Raw genomic sequence first — 24,638 nt, 5'->3', positions numbered from 1 at the left:
GTTGGCGCCAAGAGCCCGGTGCTGGTGGTCAATCGGCTCCGCTTGTTGTTGTTCTTCGGGCATAAAAAAACGCCTACCGTCCCAGGATAGGTCTGGGCTGATAAGCGCCGTTGCTTTGGTAGCCGTGTTGTCGGCCGGTGGCGGGCGTGTGGTGTCCTGGTCCCGTCCCGGCGTGAGGACGACTGCATGGCACGTGCCATTTTTGGGGATGGCGATATACCTGATTGAAAAATAGAGAAAAAAGGCGATAGCCGGAAGGCTGACCGGTCACTCAGGGGCGCTGTTTGGGGGCGGCTTGCGCCGGGGGTGCATTAAAAACGACCGCCAATCAGCGGCTTGGAAAGCGGCGCTCGCGATGACCGATGTCGGGGGGAACGGGCGGGGCTGGCGTCCCGGAGCACGCTGGGGCAGGATAGCGCCTGTCCCGTCGCCCCGGCAGGCCGCCTGGGGCACCACCCTTAAGATCCTGTGGAGGAGTCAATACGTGCACGCTTGGCATTACCGCCGATTGAGCCTGATCCTGTTGTTGGTCGGTTGGCTGGGTGGCTGTGACCGTCCGGACCCCGGACTGTCATTGCGCCTGGAACCGGCACAGCTGGATTGGGTCGGCCAACAGATCTTCCAAAACGAGTGCAGCGGTCAGTTCCGTTGTCTGGTGCACTGGAACGAAGGCGAGGCCTTTCCGTCCCTGGGGATCGGGCATTTCATCTGGTACCCGGCCGGGGTCGAAGGCCGGTTTGTGGAGAGTTTTCCGGCGCTGATTGCGTTTTTGCAACAACGCAACGTGACGGTACCGGAAGGGTTGGCCAGCCTGTCCCCGCTCGATGCGCCCTGGCCGGATCGCCCGACCTTCCTGGCCCGCCAGGACCAGCCCGAGGTCATCGAGCTGCGGCGGTTTCTCCTGCGCACCCAGGGTGACCAGGTGGCGTTTATCTTCGCCCGGGCCGAAGCGGCACTGGCGCGAGTAGTCGCCGCCGCGCCGGAGGCCCAGCGCGGGGCATTGCGGCAGCGGCTGGCGGCCCTGAGTGCGACTCCGGGCGGGGTTTATGCGCTGCTGGATTACGTCAATTTCAAAGGCGAAGGACTGGCGCCCAGCGAACGCTATGCCGGTGAGGGCTGGGGCCTGCTGCAGGTACTGCAGGCGATGACGGGCAGCGCCGAGGTCAGCGCGCTGGCGCAGTTCCGCGAGGCGGCGGCGGTGGTGCTGGCTCGGCGGGCCGCGAACGCCGCCAAGCCCATTGAGCGGGAGCGCTGGTTGCCGGGCTGGCGGAAGCGTCTGGAGACCTATCGTGAGCCCGGGCCCCTGCCGGAGGCGACGGCGGGGCGCTGACCGCCGTGCTTGCCTGGAACGGATTTCTCACCTACATTGATGCCATGGCAAAAGGGAATTTTTGCTGTCCTTTCAGAAAGTGATTGCCCCCATATTTTTTCGACTGAATGCCGATGTAGGTATTCCCGTCTGTTACCCGTAGTGGCACCGCAGTTTCAGTTTCCGTTGTAAAACGCACGCAACTGGCCTGGTGGAACCCACTATGAGCGCAGAAGTTGACCTCACCGATATCAAGATCAAGGAGCTGCCGGAGATCGAGTTGACTGGTGGGCTGGATTTCAATTTGGACGATATCCGCATCACCCAGTTGGCGCCAATCAGCATCGGTATCACCCAGCTGCCCCAGATCAACGTCGGTGTCACCCAGCTGCCGGACTTCAATGCCAATTTGGCGGTGACCGAGTTGCCCAAGATCGAACTCGACACCGATAGCACGGTGAAGACCGACTCCACCGTCAAGACCGATTCGATCCTCAAGACCGACAACAAGGTCGATCTGGATTTGGACGTACGCATTCGCGAGTTGCCCCAGGTAGATGTTCAGCTCGGCTTGCGACCCATGCGATTCCATTTTCCGCTGCATTACCGGTTCTGCCTGACTCTGTTCGGGATCAAGGTGTTCGAATTCGAGACCTGTGGTGAGGGCATGGTGGTGGCGGAGGACTATCGCCCCCACAAGTCGGAACAGTGTGACTGATCAGGGAGGAGGTGGCGATGAAAGGACCATACAACGGCGAGCCGGGCACCGATTGGCAGTTGGGCCCGGGACCCTTCTGCTTTTCCGGGCCGCCCACCGCCTGTCGCGGCGAACTGGGCCTGATCAATGACTCCGATTACAAACTCCGGGTGCGGCAATTGGAGACCCGGGCCGTGCCGCGGCCGCGCAAGGATCATCAGGCGTTGCCACCCGGGTACATTCAGTTGTCGGCTCGGATTCGCCCCCACGATACCGCTCGTAGCCGGGCCACGCTGATGCTGACCAGCGACACTGCTCCTGGCTGTTACCAGGGCACGGTGGTGTGTGGGAAACAGAAGGAACGGCTGGAGGTCGAGGTGCTGGCTCACCGTGAGCTGTTGGTGGAACCCAGCCATTTGCGGTTGCATGGTCACAGCGGCCAGGTCGTTGAGCAAAGACTGACCCTGAGCAATCGGGGTAACGTGCCGATCGAACTGCGGGATGTCTCGATGGTGTGGCTGGAAGAGGTGAACTGGGCCGGCCGTACCCTGGTGGACACCCTGAGGGCAACCAGCGCCGAGGATGGCTACGAGGAGTTTGCCAACCGACTGGTGCAGGAATTCCGCCGGTCGCTGGTGGTACCCGCCCGCATCCGCTTCCGGCCCTCGCTGGGGCAAGCGTTGGCTCCGGGACAGTGCATCGAGCGTTCGCTCAGCCTGACCCTGCCGCCCGGGTTGAAGAAAGGGCGCCGTTACCTGGGGTTTATCAAGGTCGATGCAGGTCGCATCTGGCTGAGGCTGTACTGCAACGCCAACGAAACCGCGCCGAAAAGGAGCTAAGCCATGTATGACGCATCCTGTGAATCTTTCCCCGCCGGTTGCGGGCCCGCCCGGGAGCCGTCGCCCGTGTGCTTGCCGTCGGCGATCAGCCTGCTGCTGCTGCCTCCGCGGGTGCTGGCGGCCACCGCCTACAGTGCGGCGGATGTGATCAAGCAGACCCTGGATGGGCGCTATGATGACTGCCCGGTGTGCCATGGCTGCCATGGCAAGGGTGAACCCTGCTGTGGGATTCCCGAACAATCCTGCCCCGACCCTTGCGTCTGTCGCATCGTTTGGGAGGGCTGCCCCGGCGACAGCTTCCAGTACCGACTGCAGATCACCAACACCTCGACTCATCAGCGGGAATTCACCCTGACGCCGTTGCCGTTCGGCTGCACCGAGGACACGGTGACGGTGGCGCCGGATAAGAAGACCCTGGCCCAGGACGAGTCCTTTCAGGCGGTGGTCGGCTTCACCATTCCGGATCAGCTGGCCGGTGGCCGTTACCTCGCCCGGATCAAACTCACCGGGGCCTACGAACAGATCATCCTGGTATGCCTCACGGTGCGGCCACGACAGGCCTGCTGTTGCCACATCGAGCAGGGGGACATCCCCAAGCGAATCAAGGCCCACCACTGGTATCACCATTTCCAGTGCATCGAAGACTGCGCGAAACCGGCCGCCGGGGCCGGATGAGCCGGCGGAGGAGGGCACCATGAACTGTGTCATCGAGCACCGCAACCTCAGCATCGACGATCTTTGCTTTCACGTTGCCGTTTCCCGGCCGGTGGGCCGGGTCGGGCGGCCGGCACCCCTGTCCCGGGGGCCGGTGTTTTGCCTGCACGGTTTCCCGGAGGGCTGGCTGGGCTGGCGCCCGCTGATGCGACAGCTGCCGGATGTGGCCTGCTATGCGCCCGACCTGCGGGGCTATCCCATTTCCGACTACCCCGACAGTGGTTACGACATCTTCACCCTGACCGATGACATTCGCCAGCTGATGGATGCCCTCGACCTGGAGCGCCCGCTGCTGCTGGGGCACGACTGGGGCGGCGCCCTGGGCTGGCTGTTCGCCCACCGCTTCCCGGACCGCATCAGCCGGTTGGTGGTGGTCAACTGCACCCACCCCCGCACCCTGGTGCGTGCGGTGCTGCGGTTCCGCGACCTGCAGACCCTGCGCATTCCCTGGGTGCCGCCGTTCCAGGTGCCCTGGCTACCGGAAGCCCTGTTGACCACGGCGGCCGGACGCAAGCTGCTGGAACTGTCCTTCACCTTGCGCGCCGGCTCCCGTGGGCAGATGGATCACGACCTGGTGCGGGAAATCGTTCAGCGCTTTGCCCGCGCCGAAGATATGCGGGGGCCGATTAATTACTATCGGGCGTTTGTTCGTACCCTGTTGCATGGTCGTCAACGGACCAGACTTGATGCGCTCTACCAGACCCCGATTCAGGTGCCGGTGAGCCTGGTGTGGGGGTTGGAGGACCGGGCGCTGTCGGCGCGGGTGGCACAGGACAGCGAGCAGGACGCCGGTTGCCCGGTGGAATGGCGGCCGCTGGCCGGCATTGGTCACTTTGTCGACCTGGAGGCGCCGGAATTGCTGGCGGCGGAGCTGGACCGGTTGCTTCAGCAAGCCACACCGTCCGCGGTGGCCCCGTCACGGCCCATCACCGTGGCCTGAGCCGGAGGGGATCGCAGCCCCGGCACAAGCCCGGGAGGAGTGAGGCATGGACAAAGACTATGACGTGCTGGTAATCGGTTCCGGCTTTGGCGGCGCCATCACCGCCTGTCGGCTGGCCCAGGCCGGCCGTTCGGTGTGCCTGCTGGAAAAAGGCCGGCGCTGGGACCGGTTGGATTTTCCCCGGGCGCCGGGGCAGGTGGCGGAGCGGACCATCCGCTCCACCGGGCCGCACGGCCCCGGCGACGGCTTTATCGAATACCACAGTTTCCGCACCATGGACGTGGTGCAGGGATGCGGGGTGGGGGGCGGTTCCCTGCACTATTTCAACGTCCATCTGCGACCGCCGCCGTTCATCTTCGACCGGCCCGGCTGGCCCCGGCGGCTTGACGCCCAGCGGCTGCGGCCTTACTTCGCCCTGGCGGCCGATATGCTGGGGGCGAAGGCCCTGACGGCGGGCAGCCCCCGCGGGTTGCCGGATCGCACCCGGGTCTTTGAGGACGCGGTGGTCAGCATCGGTCGCCAGCCCGATCGGGTGCCAATCTGCGTGCGCACCGGCGATCGCGACGGGTTACCGGGCTGTGAATACTGTGGCAACTGTCTGTTGGGCTGCCACGTTCATGCCAAGAACACCCTGGATCTGAATTACATCCCAATGGCGGAGCAGATGGGTGCGGAAGTAAAGGCCGAGCACCAGGCGGTGAACATTACCCCGCTCAGCCAGGGCTACCGCGTTACCTGTGTAGATCTGGCCGCCGGGGCAGCCGCCGACGGCGCCCCGGCGTTGCGGCACCTGGTGGCGCGACGGGTGATCCTGGCCGCTGGCACCCTGGGCACCAATGCCCTGTTGCTGCGCTGCAAGCACCAGTACCGCACCTTGCCCCGACTCTCGCCGCGCCTGGGGCAGGGCTTTTCCGGCAATGGCGACTTCATCTTTGCCGGCAGCCGCTACCAGAGCCGGGTGGTGGACCCAGGCCGTGGCCCCAGCATCACCGCAGGCGTGGGATTCCGGCGCGAACCGGACCAGTTCATCTACATTGAGGACCTGGGCTATCCGGATCCGTTCATCTGGTATTTCAACGGTGCCATCCCCACCCGCGGCCGTGCCAGCCGGCTGCTTCGACAGGCTCGTCGTTACCTGAGCGATGCCTTCGGCGGCGGCCTCACCTTCGAGCTGGATGAACTGCTGGAGGCCGGCTACCTGACCCATTTCCTGCCCTATCTGGGCATGGGCACCGACGCCGCCAACGGGCGACTGTTGTTGAACCGTCGGGGCGGGCTCGAGCTGCGCTGGCCGGTCCGCAAGAGCCAGCCGATGTTTCGCGACATGATCGGCCATATGCAGGCGCTCAGCCGGGCCTCCGGGGGACGCTTCGTCAACAGCTTCCTGTGGCGGAGTCCGTTGCTTGGGCTGCCCCTGCGCAAGACCCTGACTGCCCATCCGCTGGGGGGCTGTGCGCTGTCGGAATCGCCGTTGACGGGGGTTACCAACGAATTCGGTGAGGTCTGGGGGTACCCCGGCCTCTACGTGGCGGACGGCGCGCTGGTACCGGCGGCCCTCGGCGTCAACCCATCCGCCACCATCAGCGCCCTGGCCGAGCGGGTGGCGTTTCACCTGATCCACCGTCGCGATCTGCGGGAGGGCGATACCCGGACACCGGCCAACCGGGTCGCCACGGCTAGCGCCGACCAGGCGGAGGTCCACCTGGCCGCCATGACTGGCAACTGAGTCCCGGTACCACCGGGACCGAAGATGGGGGAGGAGGCAAACATGAACACACAGATAGAGCAGTGGCTGTCATTGCCCAGAGAGGAACTGGACAAGGTATACAAGAAGGCCAAGCCCGGCACCATGCCTCAGGGCGAAACCCAGGGCACCGCGATCTGGGCTGGAGGCCTGTTTCCGGGGCTGTTTTCGGTGGTGGCCCGGCTGCTGGCCTGGCAGGGTAAGGTGTTTGACCTGTTCGCGCCGGGCTTCAACAGCGGGGTGGTGGTGAACAAGGTGTCGCCGTGGGGGCTCAATCTGATCGTCGCCAAGGCGTACCGGGACAAGAGCTGGCTCGATGGCAAAGACACCATCGTTATCGACTACGGCACCACCTCCCTGCTGGCCCGTCCGATCCGCGATGAAATCCGGGAGGTGGCGCCGGGGCTGTATCTGGGCAAGGTGTGGTGGGGGAAACGCCGGATTCTCGATTTCGCCCTGGAATGCCCGACGCCGACGGCGGAGGTGGTACAGACTGCTGGCCCGGCTTAAGCCATTGGCGGGGATTGGATTCCCCGCCGGGTTTGGATCATTGACCCGATATTGAGTATCGAACGGGAGGCTCGCCATGCTCAACGGCCTGCTGGAACGGCTGCACCCCATGCCCCAGAACGACCTGACCCTGCGGGCGCCCATCGCCCAGGCTCGGGAGACGGAGCTGCGGACGGTGTTGGCGGAGATCAATCAGGACCCCGCCGGCAACGCCATCCTGCCCTTCGCCAAGCATGACAACCTGCATTTTGCCCGCCTGCTGATCCTGGAAGGGCCGGATCACCCGGACACCTACGATTCCAGTCTGGTGCTGACCGCCAACGTGGACGGGCCGGTGACGGTGTTCCTGCGGCAACTGGTGGCGCGACATGCCGGCGGGCTGGACCGGCTGTATGCGGCCTGCCCGGACTACCCTGGCCCCCGCCGACGAAGTCCCGGTACCCGGCTGGCGTTTCTGCAGCGTCAGCGCATACCGTCCCAGGCTTATTACATCAACACCATCGGCCGCACCGCTGCACAGATTCGTCAGGAAGATCGGCTGCAACAGGCGCTGCAGACGTTCCTCAACGGCCTGACGGCGGCGGACGTCGATTCCGCCCGCAGACTGCGCCAGCGGGTGGTGGAGTTTGTCGCCAACGAGCCCGAACTGGCCTGGGCGCTGACTGCGCGGGCACAACCGGGGCTGTGGTGGCGGAGCTGGGAAAAGGCCCGTTTCGCCGCCCTGGTGGCCCTTGGCCTGCTGATCGTGGCCTGGGGCTGGCCGGTACTAGTGACCGCGTTGCTGGCACTGCGCTGGCGGGAGTCCCAGGACCCGGAGCTCCATACCCGCCCGGCGCTGAGTCGGCTCAACCAGTTGCGGGCCACCGAAGACTTCGCCGCCCACAACCCGTTTGCCGCGGTGGGCTATGTAAAACCAGGCTGGTTGCGCCAGCTCACCGCCCGGGCCCTGTTGGCGTCGGCCCAGGTGGCGCTGCGTCATGTCTTCAATCGCGGCAACCTGGCCGGGGTGCCACTGCTGGGGCTGGACGGCGTCGATACCATTCACTTTGCCCGCTGGACCATCCTGGATAATGGCCGTCGCCTGCTGTTCACCAGTAATTACGACGGCAGCCTGGAAAGCTACATGGTGGATTTCGTCGACAAGGTGGCCTGGGGCCTCAACCTGATTTTCAGCAACGGCGTCGGCTACCCCAGAACCCGTTGGCTGGTACATGAGGGCGCCCGCCACGAGCAGCGGTTCAAGGACTATCTGGGCCTGCACCAGCTCATCAACCAGGCGTGGTACAGCCCCTATCCCCATCTGACCGCGCTCAACATCGCCAACAACGAGGCCATCCGCGACGGCCTGCGGGGCTCGATGAGCGAAGCCGAGGTCCAGGCCTGGCTGGCCCGGCTCTAGCACGGATAGGAGGAGCTCATGGCGACCGCCGGTGACATCGACTTCAGCGACATCCAGGGCCTGGTGGTACGCGGCTACGGCGGCCTGCCCGAGGCCTGTTACCTGCTGCTGCGGATCCGTGAGCGGGAGCCGGCCCGGGTCTGGTTGCAGGCCCGGCTGGCGGAGCTCAGCTATGCCGATAACCGCCCGCGGCAACAGGCATTGAACCTGGCCCTAAGCTACCACGGTCTGGTGGCCCTGGGCATCGAGGAGGAGATTCTGGTGGGATTCGCCGACCCGTTCCGTTCCGGCATGACCACGCCCCACAAGCGCCGTCTGCTGGGGGACGAGGGCGGCAGTGCCCCGGAACGCTGGCAGTGGGGTGGGCCGGATTCACCGCCGGTGGATATCCTGTTGCTGTGTTTCGCCGATGGCCGGACCCGGCTGGCGAAGTTGCTGGCCTCGGTGACCGACGACCTGGACAGCCATGGCCTGACCGAGGTAGCACGACTGGACACCCAGTCACTGCCGGACTTCCGCGAACATTTTGGTTTTCGCGACAGCATTGGCCAGCCCTATGTCGCCGAATTTGACCGCCAGACCCGGGCGGACCGCCATCCGGTGCCGTTGGGGGAATTTCTGCTGGGTTATCCCAACGGCTACCAGCGCTACACCCAGCGGCCACTGGTGGAGGCCGGGCTGGATCCGCAGGCACTGTTGGCAACGGACCCCCAGGGGAGTCCGTTGCGGGATCTGGGCCTGAACGGCAGCTACCTGGTGCTAAGGCAGTTGGCCCAGGATGTGCCAGGGTTCTGGCGCTTCGTCCGGGACCAGGCCGGTGCCGGTTCAGCGGTGGCGCTGGCCGCCAGGATGGTGGGTCGCTGGCCCAGTGGCACCGCTCTGGTGCAATCGCCGGACGGCGATGTGCCCGGGCTGGAGGACAAGGATAACTTTGCCTACCACGCCAGCGATTCCGAGGGACTGAAATGCCCCCTCGGCGCCCATATTCGTCGGACCCATCCCCGGGACAGCCTGGCGCCGGAGCCAGGCTCCGACAAGTCCATTGCCTTCAGCAACCGCCATCGGCTGCTGCGGCGGGGTCGGGCCTATGGTCCGCCGTTTGATCCCAGCGCGGATCCGGTCCGTTACCTGGCGGATCTGGACCGGGAACCCGAGCCGGTGGAGCGAGGCCTGCACTTCATCTGCCTCAACGCCAACATTGGTCGCCAGTTCGAGTTCGTCCAGCACACCTGGGCCAGCAACCCCAACTTCAATGGCCTGTACCGGGACCCGGACCCGTTGATTGGCGCCCGCACCGCCCACGGCCAACGCCAGGACCAGTTCACCATCCAGCAACGCCCGCTGCGCCGACAGGTGCGGGGCATGCCAGCGTTCGTCACCACCCGGGGCGGTGGTTATTTCTTCCTGCCCAGTCGGCGGGGGGGGCAGTTCCTGGCCCAGCGGCCAGTTCGCCAGCGGATAGCTAACAAGCGGGCCGCGGACTAACGCCGAATGCCAGAGCTGGTTCGAAGTGATGCCCAAACTCCCTAGGTAGAGAGGACAACAACGATGAGAGTCTTACCACAACTGACCCAGCGGGGCGCACAAACGCTGATGGGCGTGCTGCGCCGGCTGGACCCGTACTATCGTGATGATTTCGACCGGCTGTTCCGGCCGTCCCTGGAGCGGGTGGTGCAGCGACTGCTGCGGCGCCGACTGCAGGACCAGGGGCTGGATCTTGCCGAAGAGGTGCTGAGTGAAGACGAGAAGCCGGTGGCGGCCGCCATCGCCGATACCATGAACCGGTTCCTGATCAAGGAATACAGGGACACCGGCCAGATCGCGGAGCGAGCGGGCAACACTAAGACCTACGGCCTGGTCCGGGGCCGGTTTTGCGTCAATGACGACCTGCCCCGGCGATTGCAGCTGGGGGTATTCCGACCCGGCCGCAGCTACCCGGTGTACGTGCGCTTCGGCGGGCCGGGACCGCGGGTGGTGCCGGATATCGACGACAACGGCATCCTCAGTATGGGCATCAAGCTGATGGGGGTCGCCGGCCGCAAGTTGCTGACGGATGAGAAACACACGGTGGATTTCTCCGGCATCAGCGCCCCCAGTTTCACCACGCCCAACGTGTTCGAGAACATCAAGCTGCAGCGGGAGATTGGCCTCGGGACGCCGGCCTGGTATTTCCTCAACCCACTGGATCCCCATGTGCTGGATCTGCTGATGCAGGCACTGTACGCCCGCACCCACGCGAATCCGCTGGAGACCACCTACTACAGCTGCGTGCCCTACCAGTACGGCAAGGGCCGGGCGATGAAATTCCGGGTGCGGCCACGGCTGGAACGATCGTCGCCGGTGGGCAAGCTCACCGACAACTACTTGCGGGATGCGATGGTGGCCACCCTGACCCACGGCGAGGTGGTGTTCGATTTTGCCATGCAGCTGCAGACCGACCCGGTGTCGATGCCCATCGAGGATGCGTCCATAGTCTGGGATGAGCGCCAGTCGCCGTTCATTCCGGTGGCCACCCTGGTGCTGCCACCGCAGGTGTTCGATGTGCCGGCACAGCATGCCTTCGCCCGCAATATCACCATCAACCCCTGGCACACCCTGGCGGTGCACCGCCCCTTGGGCAACCAGAACCGGGCCCGCAAGACCATATACCAATCCACCTCACGGATGCGTCAGGCCATCAATGGGGAGCACCACCTCGAGCCCAGCGGGGACGAGGTTTTTGTCCAGTCTCGCCACAGCGCGACCGGCCGTCCCCAACCGGCGCCACGACGTGACCGGGGGGTGGTCGAAACCAGCAGCTAGGGAGCCCCCGATTAACTCCGGATCTGCTCTGGCTGTTGGAGCCATTTCCAATCAAGGCGCGAGGTTGCAGCAATGCCGGGGCCTTTTAAGAAGACGTTCCTTAACACAAGCTTGTCGCTTGTATTAAGGGACACGAGCGACAAGGAGCACAGCCATGAACCTGCGTGATGCCCGGGACCGTGCTGTCCAGGTGGTCCGTAATCTGCCGTACCTGCCCGGGGTGCTGTCACCCCTGAACCGCGCGGCGCCCTGGTCGGAGCTAGAGCCGGATAACTACGAGACTTACCACCACTTTGTCTATGCCGCCTATTCGGCGCTGCTGCCGATTTACGCGCCGTTCCGCCAGAGCCCCCATCTGCCCTATGAAGTGCCGGAACGGTTGGTGCAGATCGACGACAACCAGGCGTGGTTCTTCCTCAACGGTATCTGCACCAGCCGCAGCGCCCTGCGGGTGAATGGCCGGGCCCTGGCCACCCTGTTCAACCGTCGTATCAACCTGATGCACAACCCCTCCGACGGTGCCCTGCTGGATCTGCTGGAATGCGCACTCGGCCGCAAGATGCAATTCGTCTCCAGCCTGGAGAGCTCGGTCGCGAGTATCCTGGAGGAGGCGCTGCAAACCCGCGACAAGGTGGTGCTGATCGTTCACTCCCAGGGCGGTATCATCAGCACCAATGCGTTGTACCTGTTGCGGGAACGGCTTGGTACCGAGCGTCAGTCACTGCTGACCAAGCTGGAGCTCTACTCCTTCGCCAGTGCCGCCACCGAACTGACGATGCCGGAGATCCGCGCCGAACACTTCTACCACACCGAAGACTACGTGGCACGCATTGGCGTGGGGGGGTATCCGGAGCGTTTCAGTGGGCGGCTGTTCCCGGCCTCCGGCAGTGGTCATCTGCTGAACACGCACTACCTGGTCAGTTTCGTGAATGGTGACTTCGAGCCGGCCGCTGGCCCCCCCAGCCAGTTATGGCGGTACTTGCGTAAACGTAAGCTCCCGGCCAGGGCCGAGCAGGTCGGGGTCTGAGCTAAAATTCATTTACTTAATAAAATCAATGAGTAAATATACTCGCCCAATACCAATAAAAATGCAGGGATGGGTATGGCGAGTCGTAGTGGGCGGTATCTGTGGGTGGTCGCGGCGGGACTGGTTGGCCTGCTGGTGGCAGCGATGGTGTTCCTGGCAGGACCGGGGGCGGGTAACGAACCGGACACCGAGTTCCGCCAACTGACCCAGGGCTGGAGCGACTCGGTGCGGGAGCAGATGCACCACCTGAGCTTCGGCTCGCGCATGCTGCCTTACGACTGGCTGTTGCATCTGGAACGGGCGGATGGTTCCGGCTCAGTGCGTGAGCCGGCGTTCCTGGCGCAACTGGGTTTTATCCCCACCCAACCCAGTGCGCTGAATCCGGACAGCCTGCCGGTGGGGTTCAGTCGGGCCGTTGATGGCACCGGCACGGCGTGGGCTGGCTTCAATTGCGCCGCCTGCCATACCGGGGCGATCCGCTACCGGGGCGAACAGGTGCTGATCGAGGGCGGTCCGGCGCTGATCGATTTTTCCCGTTTTGAGGACGCGGTCATTGCCAGCCTGGCGGCGACGCTGGCCGATCCCGCCCGCCTCGAGCGGCTGGCCCTGGCACTGGAGCAGGACCACCCGGAGTCACTGCGGCTGGCGCTGCAACAACGGCTGGATTACCTGCACCAGCGCCGGCGGATGAACCAGTCGGCGACCGCCTATGGCCATGGCCGACTGGACGCCTTCGGCCAGATCTTCAATACCGTGGCGGTGGAACTGCTGAACCGTCCCGGCAATGCCCATCCCGCCGACGCGCCGGTCAGCTATCCGTTCCTGTGGGGCGCGCCGTACCTGGACCTGGTGCAGTGGAACGGCTCGGCACCGAACCAGGCACCGGGACCGCTGATCCAGAACGTGACCACCGCGCTGGCGGTATTCGGCACCGCCAACCTCAGCGAGCCCGGGGCTCTGGGTGGCTACACCAGTTCGGTGGATATTCCCAATCTGGGTACGCTGCAGCGACACTATAACCAGCTGCGCGCTCCGGGTTGGCCGGAGGACCTGTTGGGTGCCCTGGATCCGGACAAGCTTACCGCCGGCCGGACGCTGTACCGGGATAACTGCCTGGCTTGCCACGCCCTCAGTGATCATCAGCAGCCCAATCAGCCCGCGAAGGTCACGCTGGTTCCCCGCACCGAGGTGGGCACCGATCCCGCCATGGCCACCAATTTCCTGCAGGCGCGGGCCCAGACCGGCCTGCTGGCCGGGCGCAAGAAGCTGGTGCTGGCCGGGCCGGCGTTTGGCAGTGAAGCCAGCACCATCGAGCTGGTGGTTCATGCTGCCCTCGGCGCCACCCTGCAGCATCCCCTGGACGCCCTCGGGGCCAGTCTGGAGGACTTCGTGCGTGTCTACGGCGCGACCCCCAGCCAGGCCCCGGATCAGTACAAGGCCCGGCCGCTGGCCGGCATCTGGGCCACCGCGCCGTTCCTGCACAACGGCTCGGTGCCCACCCTCTACCACCTGCTATTGCCGCCGGAACAACGACCCGCCAGCTTTCACGTCGGCAGTCGCGAGCTGGACCCGGTCAAGGTGGGCTATGTCACAGAGGCAGGACCCGCCAGCAGCCACTTCGACACCCGGCTACCGGCCAACAGTAACCAGGGCCATGTCTATGGCACCGACCTGGACGAGTCCGCGCGCTGGGCGCTGGTGGAATACCTCAAGAGTCTTTAATTACAAGGAAACGTTGATATGACTGTGTCCACCTCACTTCGGCTCTGGGGCTGGTGTGGCAAACTGCTCAAATGGCTGCTTGTGGCGGCCGTGGTGTTGGCTCTCGCAGCGACGGCGCTGTTCGCCTGGTACGTGCTCTGGCCGGTTCAGGGGCTGCCTGAGTTGGAGCCGGTGGACGACGTGGTTTATTTCGATCAGGGTTGGGGGCTGACCCGGTCCGCACCGGACCGGGAACGCTACTATTACACCCCGCAGGGCACCAGCATGCCCCAGGGGGCCACCTCAGCGGCAATCCGTTACGACTGGTTCGTCAACCTGCGGCTACCGTTTTCCGACCAACGCTTTGCCGATCCCGATCACCTGCGCCAGTACCGCTTTCTGGTGGACCCGGCGGCAACCGAGGCCAACCCGGATCAGCTGCCGGTGGGGTTCACCAAGCATTTCGACCCGGTCACCGGGGATGAGTTGCTGGACATCACCTGTGCCGCCTGCCACACCGGCGAGTTGCACTACACCCAGGGTGACCGGCGGCTAGCGCTCCGAGTGGACGGTGGCCAGGCGATGCATGCCATCAGCGATACCAGCCGCGGTTCCTTTGCGCCGAAACTGGTGGCCTCGTTGTTCTACACCGCCGCCAACCCGCTGAAATTTGATGAATTTGCCCGTGACGTTCTGGGCACCCGCTACCCTCAGGGCAAGGCGGCGCTGAAGGATAAGCTGTGGGCCACCCTGGCCCGGTTTGCCGGCAGTCCCCAGAACAACCCCTTCGGTCACCTCTATCCGCGGGAAGAAGGCTTTGGCCGCACCGATGCGCTGGGTCGGATCGGCAACACCGTGTTCGGCGACCACCTGGTGCCCGCCAACTACCAGGTGTCGTCGGCGCCGGTAAGCTACCCGTTCCTGTGGGACATCTGGCGCTTCAGCTGGGTGCAGTATAACGGCTCGGTGTCGCAGCCGCTGGCCCGCAACGTTGGCGAGGCCATGGGGGTGGGCGCGCGCATTCCGCTGCTGAACGACACCGGGGGGCCCTTGCCCGCGGATGAGCGTTTCCGTAGCTCGGTGCGCATCACCGATCTGCACGCCATTGAACAAACCCTGCAGACCCTGCAACCCCCCACCTGGCCGGAGGACGTTTTCGGCCCGGTGGACCCGGAGTTGGCGCAGCAGGGTGGTGAGCTGTTCGTCCAGCACTGCCAGGGTTGCCATGGTCCGCATCGGGTGTCGGAGGCCCGGCAGCAGGCCCTGGCACCGCTGAAGCCGTCGTCGCAGGGTGAGTGGCGCATCGAGGTGATCCCCGTCGAGCACATCGGAACCGATCCCGCCACGGCCGCCGGGTTCATGGACCGCCGCTACGACCTCTCGGCCGCCGGGCTCACCGATCAGGATCTGCAGCAGGCGCTGGAGCCGCTGCTGAACCGTCAGCTGGTGCGCCAGGTTCGCTACCGCTTGCGGGAAGTGATTCGCCTGCGCCAGGCCCAGGACCTGCCGGTGGGCGATCTGCCCGCGTTGCTGGCGGCCTACCCCACCAGCTCCCCGGAGGCCCGGGTGCCGGCGGCCCAGTTCGCCGCCATCCACCAGGCGTTGCAGGCGGTAGCCGCGCCGCTGCCGGCCATTCCCGACGTGCGCACCCCGGCCCCCGACCCACTGCGCTGTGACCTGCAATGCCAGACCGTGGCATTGCTGTGGCAACTGGTCCATGGCCAGGACGCTGCCGCCATCACCCTCGATGGCCTCGATGTCACCCGTCTGACCGAAGGCGCGGCGCTGAACCTGGTGGGCATTCTGGTGAAGAACCGCTACTACCAGGACCACAATCTCGGGTACGAGCAGCAACAGTGTCTGGAAGGCTTCGGCACCCTGGATCTGCCCCAGCAGATTCTGGGCTACAAGCCCAGACCGTTGGCCGGGGTCTGGGCAACGCCGCCGTTCTTGCACAATGGCTCGGTGCCCTCCATCTACCAGTTGCTGTCGCCGCCGGAAACCCGCAGCGAGCGATTCCTGGTGGGCTCCCGTGAGTACGACCCGGTCCACCTGGGCTATCGCCTGGTCACCGCCGCCGATGCGCCGGAGGATGCCCGTGGCTTCTGGCTGGATACCTCCCTGTCCGGAAACCGCAACACCGGTCATGGCTTCGCCGCCGATCCGGCCATCTGGGCCCAACATCAGGCCGACCCGCAGGCCCACCCGCTGCCGGGCGGCGTCATCGGCCCGGTGCTGACCCACAACCAGCGCCTGGCGCTGCTGGAATACCTGAAGGTGCACCAGGATCAGCCCACTGCCGACTACGAGGTCACCCCCGCGTCCTGCCAGATCGCCCAGGCCCGACCATGAGTGGCAAGAATCCGCAATTTGAGCTGGAATCCGGTCCGGGCTTTACCCGCGATTTCCGTGAGGTCCAACGGCAGGAGCGTGCCTGGCTGCGAACCCGGCGCCAAGCCACCGGCGACGTCCCCGACGACGCCCCGGTGGTGGGGCTGGCACTGTCCGGCGGCGGCATTCGTTCGGCCACCTTCAATCTGGGTGTGCTCCAGGCACTGGCCCGGGCTGGCCTGCTGCACCGGGTGGATTATCTGTCTTCGGTGTCCGGTGGCGGCTACATTGCCGCCTGCCTGAGCTGGTTGCGTGCGCATGTTCCGGCGCGAGCGCAGCGCGATGTTGGTGGCGCACCGCTGGCCAATGGTCAGGGCTCGGTGCTGGACTGGTTGCGGGCCCATGGCAACTACCTGATCAACGGCAAGGGGGTGTCCGGCTGGACCCTGGGGGCATCGATTCTCGCCGGAACGCTGCTGAATCTGCTGGTGTTGCTGCCGCTACTGATCGGCGCCGTGGCGCTGGCCAGCACCAATTGGTGGCCGACCGCCTGGCCGACCTGGCTGCATCTGCCGGGGGCCCAGGCCATCGTCGGCCATGACGGCTTTATGCTGCTGTTGTTGATCGGGGCGGGTGCCCTGGTGTTGTACCTGATGACGTTGCTGCTGTTCGCGGTGGCCACCTCCTCGGAGTTTTTCCTCCAGCGGCTGCCGGAACACCGCATTCGCTCGCTGATGGGGCAGTGCCTGGCGGTGGGCGTGATGGCGCTGGGCCTGGGCCTATTGCCGGTGTTTACCGGGCTGGAGGAGACCGCGCTGCACTACTTCGATCACCAGGGCGTGGCGACCCTGACCCGCCAGTTCACCTACCTGCTGCCCATCGCCAGCGGCGTGCTGTCACTGCGAGCGGCACGGTCCCGGGGCGAGGCTCTGGCGGCAGTGGGACTGTCGTTGGTGATCTACGGCCTGCTAACCCTGCTGTACCATCTATGCGCACACACGCCGCTGCCGTCATCGCCGGGGTTCTATCTTTGGCTCGGGCTGTCCCTGGTGCTGGCGTTGATCTGCAACGTCAACACGCTGTCCCTGCACAGTTTTTATCGCGGCCGGCTGGCCAATGCCTACCTGCCGGTGGTGGCGGATGTCGCCCGCGCCGATCGCCGCAAGGGCCGGTCAACCAAGCCACTGAACTTCCGGCTGGTGGACATCCGGGCGGAGGCCGGCGGCCCGCTGCACCTGATCAACACCACCCTCAACACCGCCAGTTCCCGCCAGCAGAAATTGCGCAGCCGGGGCGGGGACTCGATGGTGCTCAGCCCGCTGTTCTGTGGCTCCAGTGCCACCGGTTACCGTCGCACCGAAGATTACCTGGACGGCGAGCTGACCCTGTCCACCGCATTTTCGGTGTCCGGGGCGGCGCTGGACCCCAACACCTACGCCACCCGCTCCCGCGCCATCAGCTTCCTGATGACCCTGATCAACGCCCGCCTCGGGTTCTGGACCCGCAACCCTGACAGTGCCCACCAACGACGTTGGTTGCCGAGCTGGTACCGGTTCATGCTGCGTGAGATGTTCGGAATCGGACTGGCGGAGACCCAATCGGACATTCACCTGTCCGACGGTGGCCACTTCGAGAACCTGGGGCTGTATGAGCTGGTTCGTCGCCAGTGCCGCTACATCGTGGTCTGTGATGCGGCCGCCGATCCTGGCACCACCCTGTCGGACCTGGGCCGGGCCATGCAGCGGGTGCGGGCGGATTTCGGTGCCGAAATCGAGCTCTGTGCCGATGCCCTGGCCCGGGTCAATGATGAGGGCATGGCGGAACGGGCCTACGCCACGGGCAAGGTCCGTTACGCCGATGGCAGTGAGGGCGACATTCTGTACCTGCGGGCGGCGCTGTGCCCGAGCCTCAGCGCCGACATCTACGCCTACTGGCGGACTAATCCCAGCTTTCCGGACCAGAGCACGGTCGATCAGTTCTTTGATGAAATGCAGTTCGACAGTTACCGTCAGCTGGGGCTGGAGTTGATGGCCAAGCTGCTGGTGCAACAGCCGGACAGTTTCGAGACCCTGTTCCGGCAGCTGGCGCCGGTGGGAGCGCCGGCGTCGACCGAGTCTGCCTGAGGCTGACCTGCCAGGGCCGAAGGCTGGCGGGCAGGTGACCGGTAGGCGGTGAATTTCGGGCATATTCCCGGCAGCTGGCATAGACTTGTTGCAAGCTTTGCAAAGCAACCGGTTTGGATTGCGAACCATCCCTTCGTTCGGTGTCGACGGGTAAGCCATGAATAGAGCTTTGGTGGCGGGTGTGCTGCTGTGGTCGGCACTGACGCTTGCGCTGTTTCCTACCCTGGCCAGAAGCGAGTCGGTGACGCTGCAGCTTCGCTGGCTGCACCAGTTCCAGTTCGCCGGTTACTACATGGCCCTGGAGCTGGGCTATTACCGCCAGGCGGGCCTGGAGGTGACGCTGCTGGAGGGCGGTCCCCAGACCCGCTGGCCGATTGACGCGGTTGTGGCCGGGCAGGTGGATTTTGCGGTGACCGGGTCCGGCGTGGTGATCGCCCGGCTGGACGGTGAGCCGGTGGTCGCCGTGGCCGCCATCATGCAAACCTCCCCGATTGTCTGGATCACCCGCGCCGAAGACGGTATTCGCAGCCCCCATGACCTGATCGACCGCACGGTGATGCTGAAGCCGCCGCCGGAGAGTGCCGAACTGCTCACGGTGTTTCTGCAAGAGGGGCTGCCGCTGGATCGGGTCACCATGCTGCCCAGCAGCTATCAGCTGGAGGATTTGCTCTCCGGCAGGGTGGCGGCCTTTGCCGGCTATGTCTCCAACGAGCCCTATTATCTCCGGCAGCAAGGGGTTGAGTACAACCTGATCAACCCGCGGGATTATGGCATCAATTTCTATGGCGATGTGCTGGTCACCAGCGAGCGCCTGGTGCAGCAGAGCCCCGATACCGTGGCCCGGTTCCGCGACGCCACCTTGCAGGGCTGGGAATACGCGCTGTCCCATATCGACGAAACCATCGAGCTGATTCATCGGCGCTATGCCCCGGACAAGTCGCTGGAGCACCTGCGTTTTGAGGCGGAGGCCATTCGTCAGCTGGTGATGCCGGACCTGGTCCAGGTCGGCCACATGAACCCCGGCCGTTGGCGGTACATTGCCGACAGTTACCGTGAGCTCGGCCTGACCAAAGGCGAGGGGGCGCTGGACGGCTTCCTGTTCCAGCGTGAGCCCCAGGTGGATTATGGCATTGCCGTGGTGGTGGCGCTGGCCAGCCTGTGCCTGCTGGCGGTGGGTGGCTTCTTCCTGCTGCGGTTCAAACAGCTGTCCGCCGCCCTGCAGGACAGCAACGCACGTCTGGAGGTACTGGCCACCACCGACATGCTGACCGGCGTCAAGAACCGTCACGGCTTCTTCGAGCAGGCCAGGCTGGCGTTGAGCCAGGCCCAGCGCTCGGGCTCGCCGGTGTCGCTGCTGATGCTGGATATTGACCTGTTCAAGGGCATCAATGACCAGTATGGCCATGCCGCTGGCGATGCCGCGTTACGGGCGTTTGGTGCCGCCCTGAGGGAGTTTGGCCGGGAGCACGACGCGGTGGGCCGGATCGGCGGCGAGGAGTTTGCCATGCTGCTGGTGAACTGCGGCCGGGAGCAGGCGCACCAGGTGGCCGAACGTTTGCTGATGTACGTGCGGGGGTTGTCGATCCAGGTGCCGGACTCCGATCTGTGTTTCCGGTTCACCACCAGTATCGGCCTGGTGGAAGTGAGCCGGTCGTTGGAGGCGGCGCAATGTCGCGCCGATCAGGCCCTCTACCTGGCCAAGCGCCGGGGCCGGGATCGGATCGAGGTGGCGGAAGATCCAGCCACGCCAGCGTGAGTCCTTGATCCATGTCTATACTTGCTGCCAGGGGAGTGGCCATCACCGGGTCGGCTGGCGACAGCGACCGCACGCAACGGAGTCGATCGATGCAGCGACGATGGGGAACAGGGGCGTGGTTGGCCTGGCTGGCACTGTTGCTGCCCTGCGTGGTTGGCCATGCCAGGCCATCGGAGCCGCCGGTGCTGGACATCCAGCAGCTGGACACGCGTCCACTGCGGGCCCCGGTCGAGTTCTTTGTCGCCAGTGCCTACAGCGCCGCCGGTGGGGTGCCGGAGGCCGATTTCCAGCCGCTTACCGAGGCGGACCTGAACCAGGTGGTGGCGACCGGTGGCCGCATCTACTGGTTGCGGGTGCGGCTGCGCAATGCCGATCCCCTGCAGCCCAGGAGCTGGGTGCTGCGCCATCAGACGCCACAGGTGCACCGGTTGACGGCGTTCCTGGTGGATGAAGGCGGCCAGCCACAACGGACCCTGCTCACCGACCGCGTGCCCTTTGCGCAACGACCGCTGGATTACCGCACCCTGGCGCTGGCCCACACCACGGCGGCGGCCAGCCACACCGACGTCTACCTACGCCTGGACTATGACCGGCCCGGGCTGGCCAATCTGGATTTCACCCTCAGCAGCCAGGAGCGCTTCCAGGCCCAGGCCCGGGCGGAATACTACGGTTTCGGCCTCTACGTGGGCATGATGCTGACCCTGGTGGTCTCGGCCCTGGCCATCGCCTGGCTGCTGCGCCAGCCCAACTACCTGTACCTGGGCCTGTTCTTGCTGGCGGGTACTCTGGCCTGGGTCATGCGCAGTGGCTTGGCGTTTCAGTTCCTGTGGCCGGAGGCGGTGGTCTGGCACAACGAGGGCATCCACCTGGTCTACCTGCTGGCGGCCGTCAGCGCCAGCCAGTTTTCCCGCGGTTTTCTCAAGACCCGGCTGCACTTTCCCCGCACCGACCGAGTCCTGCTGGCGGGACAACTGCTGCTGTTGGCCGGGGTGGTGGCCTGGTTGGTGGGGTATTACCTGCCGGTATTCTGGCTCGCCCATGCCGGTTTGGTGGCATTGGTGGGTCTGGCGCTGCTGGGCTATGGCGCCTACCGCAAGGGGCAACGGTTCGCCCGCTGGTTCGTGCTGGCCTGGCTGTGCTACGGCTACGGCCTGCTGGTGTATCTGCCCGGCAGCGGGGCGGCCGTGCTGACCGGGGGCGTGCCGTGGTTGCAATTTGCGCAATGGACCACTGCCTTGCAGGCGCTGTTACTGATGGTGGCGCTGAGCGAGCGCCTGCTGGGCTGGGACCTGGAGCGGCGGCAGGCATTGCGCCTGGCGCATCAGGACGCGCTCACTGGACTGGGCAACCGGCGGGTCATCCCCCAGGCGCTGGACAACTTGCGCAACCAGTTTGAGCAGACCGGGTTGCCGGTGTTCCTGCTGCTGATCGATCTGGACCACTTCCGGGGCATCAACGACAGCTACGGCCGGGAAGCCGGCGATGCGGTGTTGCAGGCGCTGGCCGGTCTACTGATCCGGGTTTGCCGGCCCGAGGATGTCTGCGTGCGCTACGGCGGGGGCGAGTTTGCGGTGTTGCTGCAGGCGCCGGACCAGGAGGTTGCCCTCGACATCGCCAACCGGATTCGCCGGGAATTTGCCGACACGGCCACTCGCTACCAGCATCACAAGATTGGCCACACCCTCACCGCCGGGCTGACCACGGTGTGCTCCAGCGTGGCCTGCATTCCCGGCAATCAGGCCATTCAGGAGGCCGCCACCGCCTTGTCCGACGCCAAGAGCGCCGGCCGCAACTGTTGTCGGGTGTTCGGCCGGGACATCACGCCGCTACCCCAGCAGGCGTAATGGATCAATCGCGGAGCAGATTGGTCGGACGGAAGTGCCAATTGCAGCTATGCTTTCATTGACACCGATTACCCAGACACAGTCAGTTTCGGGAGGTTCCTATGCTGCTGGCTGAAAAATCCACGGGGCATTTGGTGGAGATTGTTGATCTCCCGGCCCTGTTCAGTCCCTTCGAGAGCGAGGTCCGCGGTTGCCTGCACTTTGGTGAGGAGGCCCAGGACCCGGAAGCGTTCGGCAAGGATCGGCTGGTGTTTCCCTCCGGTGAGGCGTTGCCACGGTGCTGGCTGGATGCCAACTACCGGCACCCTGGCGCTTCCGGCGCTCACTGACTTTCCGGCCGCCGCCGCGCCGGGTTACATCCCGGCGTCGGTGCTCTCGAAGATCTTGTCGGCCGAGGCCGCGACAAAGCCGCTGTAGAGGCTGCCGTCCGGTTTGGGGTAGCGTTTGGCGAACTCGTAGAAACTGCTTGGGATGACCGCGGTGCGATCGCGGAACGCCACTTCCATTCGGTCGGCCATGGTGGACGATTGTTCCAGCATGGCCGCCGGCGAGCCCTTGACCTCGCCGCCGGACTCGTTGACGGTAAAACCTTCCGCCTTCAGCAGGTCATTGATCTGGGCCACCGAATCGTAATTGGCTAACTGATTGACGTTGACGGTGAAGTGATTGGCCCGATAACCCCAGGCGGCGAGCCAGGCGGCGTACTCGCTCTCCGCCAGCAGTTGCTGGTAGGTGGCGTAGTCCACCCGCCAATGGGTGCCGGAGTAGAGGAAGTCATCCGCCGTGACGGCGTCATCCGGCACCTGCGCCACCAGCTCATCGACGATGCCCTGCAGCTGCGGCGAGCACCGCTCTACCCGCAATTCGGAAATGAAGACCTTGGCGGCTGTCGGGTCCGGGTGTTCGTAATGTTTGGCGTACAGTTTCTTGGCCTCGAAGTGGTAGTCGCCGCCTTCCCGGTAGCCCAGCGCCAGAAAATGGGCCGCCAGCTTGTCCAGGCCGACTTTCTCCAGATTGAAGGTGCGCAGGGCGATGTGGTCGTTGACGATCGCCCGGTCCTGGCTGGCCCCCAGAATGCGGTGGATTCGCTCGGCCGAGGGGGTCACGGCACGGTAGTTGTCCCATAGGCAACGGAACAGGGTGTCGCGGTCAGAGTGCATAACGAAACTCCCGATGGGGGGATGGCTGTGGTTCGCGCTGCCGTTCGGGCTGCCGTCCGGAGCGGGCCGCGGCCAGTTCAATGAAGCGGGCCTGGCCGCCATCGCGCAGGTCGAGGGCACGGGCGACCGCCAGCGGCAGCTGCAGCACGCCATGCTCCGGCAGATAGGTGGCCTGCTTGGTCACCGTGGCGCGGAAACCCTGGCATTCGGTGTTGGCGATGGCGAGCGCCTGACCCCGATGGCTGGCCTGGCCGGCGTGCAGCACCGGGGTTGCCGCGTCGATCGCCTGGACACGGCAGCTCACCGAGGTGGCGACACTGCGGATCTGATCACGCTCCGCTTCCACCGTGGGACCGCCATCGAACAGGTCCACATAGCCGGTGTGGCGGAAGCCCTCTCCTTTCAGCATCGCCAACGCCGGACCGGTGTGCGGATGCACCTCGCCGATGACGGACCGGGCGGCGTCGCTCAACAGATTGATGTACAACGGGTACTTGGGCATCAGCTCGGCGATGAAGCCTTTATTGCCGGCGCCCACCAGCTGGGTCACGGTGGCGAAATCCAGATCGACAAAATGCGCCTGCAGCCAGTTCCAGAACGGCGATTCGCCCGCGTCGTTGGAGACCCCTCGCATCTCGGCAATCACCGTATCCGCAAAGCGCTGGGGATGCTGAGCCATGAACAGGAACCGCACCCGGGACAGCAGCTTGCCGGCGTAGGCCCGGCGGTACTGCGGCCGCAGGTAGAGCGTGCAGATCTCGGTGCAGCCGGTGTAGTGATTGCACATGTTAAGCACATCGACACTGCGGAACAGGTCCAGCTCGCGGGAGTGATGCACCACCCGGCTCTTGTGGTAGTGATAGAGGGGGCTGGTTAAGCCGACGGCCGCTTCAATCCCGGTGGTGCCCATGACCTCGCCAGTGGTTGGCTCTTCCAGCACGAACAGATAGCTCTCCTGGCCAGGTGCGCTGACCTCGCGGCCAAAGCTGTCGATGGAGTGCTGGATCTTGCGGACCAGGAACTCCCCATCGTCAATCAGGGAGGTAAACCCGGGACCGGATTCTACGGCGATCTGTTGCAGCGCAGGCAGATCCGCATGGGCAATCGGACGAATGATCATGGGCGTGCTCCGAGTCAGTCTCCGACCATTATCCGGATCGACGCCGACAGGTTGCAGTTTCGATTTGGTCGATTTGCTGCAACAATCGATCAAAATAACCAATTGGATGATCACAATGATCAGCAAGCAGGATCTGAAACTCATCGCCCTGTTGCGCCAGAACGCCCGTGCCACCATCTCCGACCTGGCCCGGGCCCTGCACCTGTCCCGCTCCACGGTGCAGAACCGCATCGCCCGGCTGGAAGCCAGCGGCATCATCAAGGGCTACTCGCTGGAGCTGGGGGGCGAGTACACCGCCAACCAGGTCGAGGCCCACGTCGCCATCAAGGTACGCCAGAAACTCACGGTTCGCACCAACGACGCCCTGGCCCGGATTCCCAACGTGGCCCAGCTCTATGCCGTCAGCGGCGAATACGACCTGCTGGCCATCGTCCAGGCCCAGTCCCTGGAGGCACTGAGCGCGGTGCTGGACGAGATCGGCAACCTCGAAGGGGTGGAACGCACCAATTCGGCGGTGGTGCTGGAGACGCGGTTTCGGCGGTAGGATCATCGGTAAGTGTATGTAAAATATTGTAAGGTTTTGAAAATATGAGATGATTTTCTGAGCAGCTTTCTTGCGGAT

The 24,638-nt window shown here is 64.9% G+C and carries 20 protein-coding genes; 18 read left to right on the top strand and 2 right to left on the bottom strand.

The annotated features are described in order from the left end of the window. Window positions 1-508 precede the first annotated feature (508 nt). The 17 genes from N6L25_RS16335 (at window position 509) to N6L25_RS16255 (ending at window position 22,065) form a co-directional block, all read left to right on the top strand. Window positions 509-1,330 carry a hypothetical protein gene (locus tag N6L25_RS16335; RefSeq protein WP_442915264.1) on the top strand — a complete coding sequence of 274 codons (822 nt, stop codon included), beginning with the start codon at window positions 509-511 and terminating at the stop codon, window positions 1,328-1,330. A 202-nt stretch (window positions 1,331-1,532) separates the two neighbouring features. Further along, complete coding sequence (locus tag N6L25_RS16330; protein ID WP_271982436.1) at window positions 1,533-2,027, top strand: hypothetical protein; 495 nt, start codon at window positions 1,533-1,535, stop codon at window positions 2,025-2,027. Between the two features lie 17 nt (window positions 2,028-2,044). Beyond that, complete coding sequence (locus N6L25_RS16325; RefSeq protein WP_271982434.1) at window positions 2,045-2,845, top strand: hypothetical protein; 801 nt, start codon at window positions 2,045-2,047, stop codon at window positions 2,843-2,845. Between the two features lie 3 nt (window positions 2,846-2,848). Then, window positions 2,849-3,520 (top strand): COG1470 family protein, encoded by a 672-nt coding sequence (locus tag N6L25_RS16320; protein ID WP_271982432.1) that lies wholly within the window; start codon window positions 2,849-2,851, stop codon window positions 3,518-3,520. Between the two features lie 19 nt (window positions 3,521-3,539). Then, window positions 3,540-4,499, top strand: a complete 960-nt coding sequence (locus N6L25_RS16315) for an alpha/beta fold hydrolase (RefSeq protein WP_271982429.1) — start codon at window positions 3,540-3,542, stop codon at window positions 4,497-4,499. Between the two features lie 46 nt (window positions 4,500-4,545). Next, entirely contained in the window at window positions 4,546-6,225 is a 1,680-nt protein-coding gene (locus N6L25_RS16310; RefSeq protein ID WP_271982426.1) for a GMC oxidoreductase, read from the top strand. Window positions 6,226-6,267: 42 nt separating this feature from the next. Beyond that, window positions 6,268-6,753 (top strand): hypothetical protein, encoded by a 486-nt coding sequence (locus tag N6L25_RS16305; protein WP_271982423.1) that lies wholly within the window; start codon window positions 6,268-6,270, stop codon window positions 6,751-6,753. A gap of 76 nt (window positions 6,754-6,829) precedes the next feature. Then, on the top strand, window positions 6,830-8,152 hold the full coding sequence (locus N6L25_RS16300; RefSeq protein ID WP_271982420.1) for a hypothetical protein: 1,323 nt from the start codon (window positions 6,830-6,832) through the stop codon (window positions 8,150-8,152). A gap of 18 nt (window positions 8,153-8,170) precedes the next feature. Then, complete coding sequence (locus N6L25_RS16295) at window positions 8,171-9,637, top strand: Dyp-type peroxidase (RefSeq protein ID WP_271982417.1); 1,467 nt, start codon at window positions 8,171-8,173, stop codon at window positions 9,635-9,637. 63 nt (window positions 9,638-9,700) lie between these two features. Then, the gene (locus N6L25_RS16290; protein WP_271982414.1) at window positions 9,701-10,954 is read left to right on the top strand and encodes a hypothetical protein; all 1,254 of its coding nucleotides are present in this window, start codon (window positions 9,701-9,703) and stop codon (window positions 10,952-10,954) included. Between the two features lie 154 nt (window positions 10,955-11,108). Further along, on the top strand, window positions 11,109-11,981 hold the full coding sequence (locus N6L25_RS16285; RefSeq protein WP_271982411.1) for a hypothetical protein: 873 nt from the start codon (window positions 11,109-11,111) through the stop codon (window positions 11,979-11,981). 75 nt (window positions 11,982-12,056) lie between these two features. After that, window positions 12,057-13,703: a di-heme-cytochrome C peroxidase gene (locus tag N6L25_RS16280; RefSeq protein ID WP_271982408.1), complete on the top strand. Its 1,647-nt coding sequence runs from the start codon at window positions 12,057-12,059 to the stop codon at window positions 13,701-13,703. Window positions 13,704-13,721: 18 nt separating this feature from the next. After that, window positions 13,722-16,034 carry a di-heme-cytochrome C peroxidase gene (locus N6L25_RS16275; RefSeq protein WP_271982405.1) on the top strand — a complete coding sequence of 771 codons (2,313 nt, stop codon included), beginning with the start codon at window positions 13,722-13,724 and terminating at the stop codon, window positions 16,032-16,034. Next, on the top strand, window positions 16,031-18,136 hold the full coding sequence (locus N6L25_RS16270) for a patatin-like phospholipase family protein (RefSeq protein WP_271982402.1): 2,106 nt from the start codon (window positions 16,031-16,033) through the stop codon (window positions 18,134-18,136). Before N6L25_RS16275 ends, N6L25_RS16270 begins: the two co-directional genes overlap by 4 nt. A gap of 157 nt (window positions 18,137-18,293) precedes the next feature. Next, the gene (locus N6L25_RS16265; RefSeq protein WP_271982399.1) at window positions 18,294-19,892 is read left to right on the top strand and encodes a GGDEF domain-containing protein; all 1,599 of its coding nucleotides are present in this window, start codon (window positions 18,294-18,296) and stop codon (window positions 19,890-19,892) included. Between the two features lie 89 nt (window positions 19,893-19,981). Continuing rightward, complete coding sequence (locus N6L25_RS16260; RefSeq protein ID WP_271982397.1) at window positions 19,982-21,736, top strand: sensor domain-containing diguanylate cyclase; 1,755 nt, start codon at window positions 19,982-19,984, stop codon at window positions 21,734-21,736. Window positions 21,737-21,837: 101 nt separating this feature from the next. Next, a complete protein-coding gene (locus tag N6L25_RS16255; RefSeq protein WP_271982395.1) occupies window positions 21,838-22,065 on the top strand; it encodes an acetyltransferase in 228 nt (75 codons plus the stop codon). Window positions 22,066-22,089: 24 nt separating this feature from the next. Here N6L25_RS16255 and N6L25_RS16250 read toward each other — a convergent pair whose 3' ends face one another. Continuing rightward, on the bottom strand, window positions 22,090-22,896 hold the full coding sequence (locus N6L25_RS16250; RefSeq protein WP_271982392.1) for a DUF1338 domain-containing protein: 807 nt from the start codon (window positions 22,894-22,896) through the stop codon (window positions 22,090-22,092). Next, window positions 22,886-24,016: an arginine N-succinyltransferase gene (gene astA / locus N6L25_RS16245; protein WP_271982389.1), complete on the bottom strand. Its 1,131-nt coding sequence runs from the start codon at window positions 24,014-24,016 to the stop codon at window positions 22,886-22,888. Before astA ends, N6L25_RS16250 begins: the two co-directional genes overlap by 11 nt. Window positions 24,017-24,131: 115 nt before the next feature. Between astA and N6L25_RS16240 the strand changes: the two genes are divergently transcribed. Then, window positions 24,132-24,560, top strand: a complete 429-nt coding sequence (locus tag N6L25_RS16240) for an Lrp/AsnC family transcriptional regulator (RefSeq protein WP_271982386.1) — start codon at window positions 24,132-24,134, stop codon at window positions 24,558-24,560. Window positions 24,561-24,638: the final 78 nt, after the last annotated feature.

Origin of the sequence: Marinobacter sp. SS21 (genome assembly GCF_028369065.1) — a bacterium.
In the GTDB taxonomy this organism is placed as follows: Bacteria; Pseudomonadota; Gammaproteobacteria; order Pseudomonadales; family Oleiphilaceae; genus Marinobacter.
Note: the sequence above shows the minus strand (reverse complement) of the source record. Positions and strands in the feature narration are given on the sequence as shown.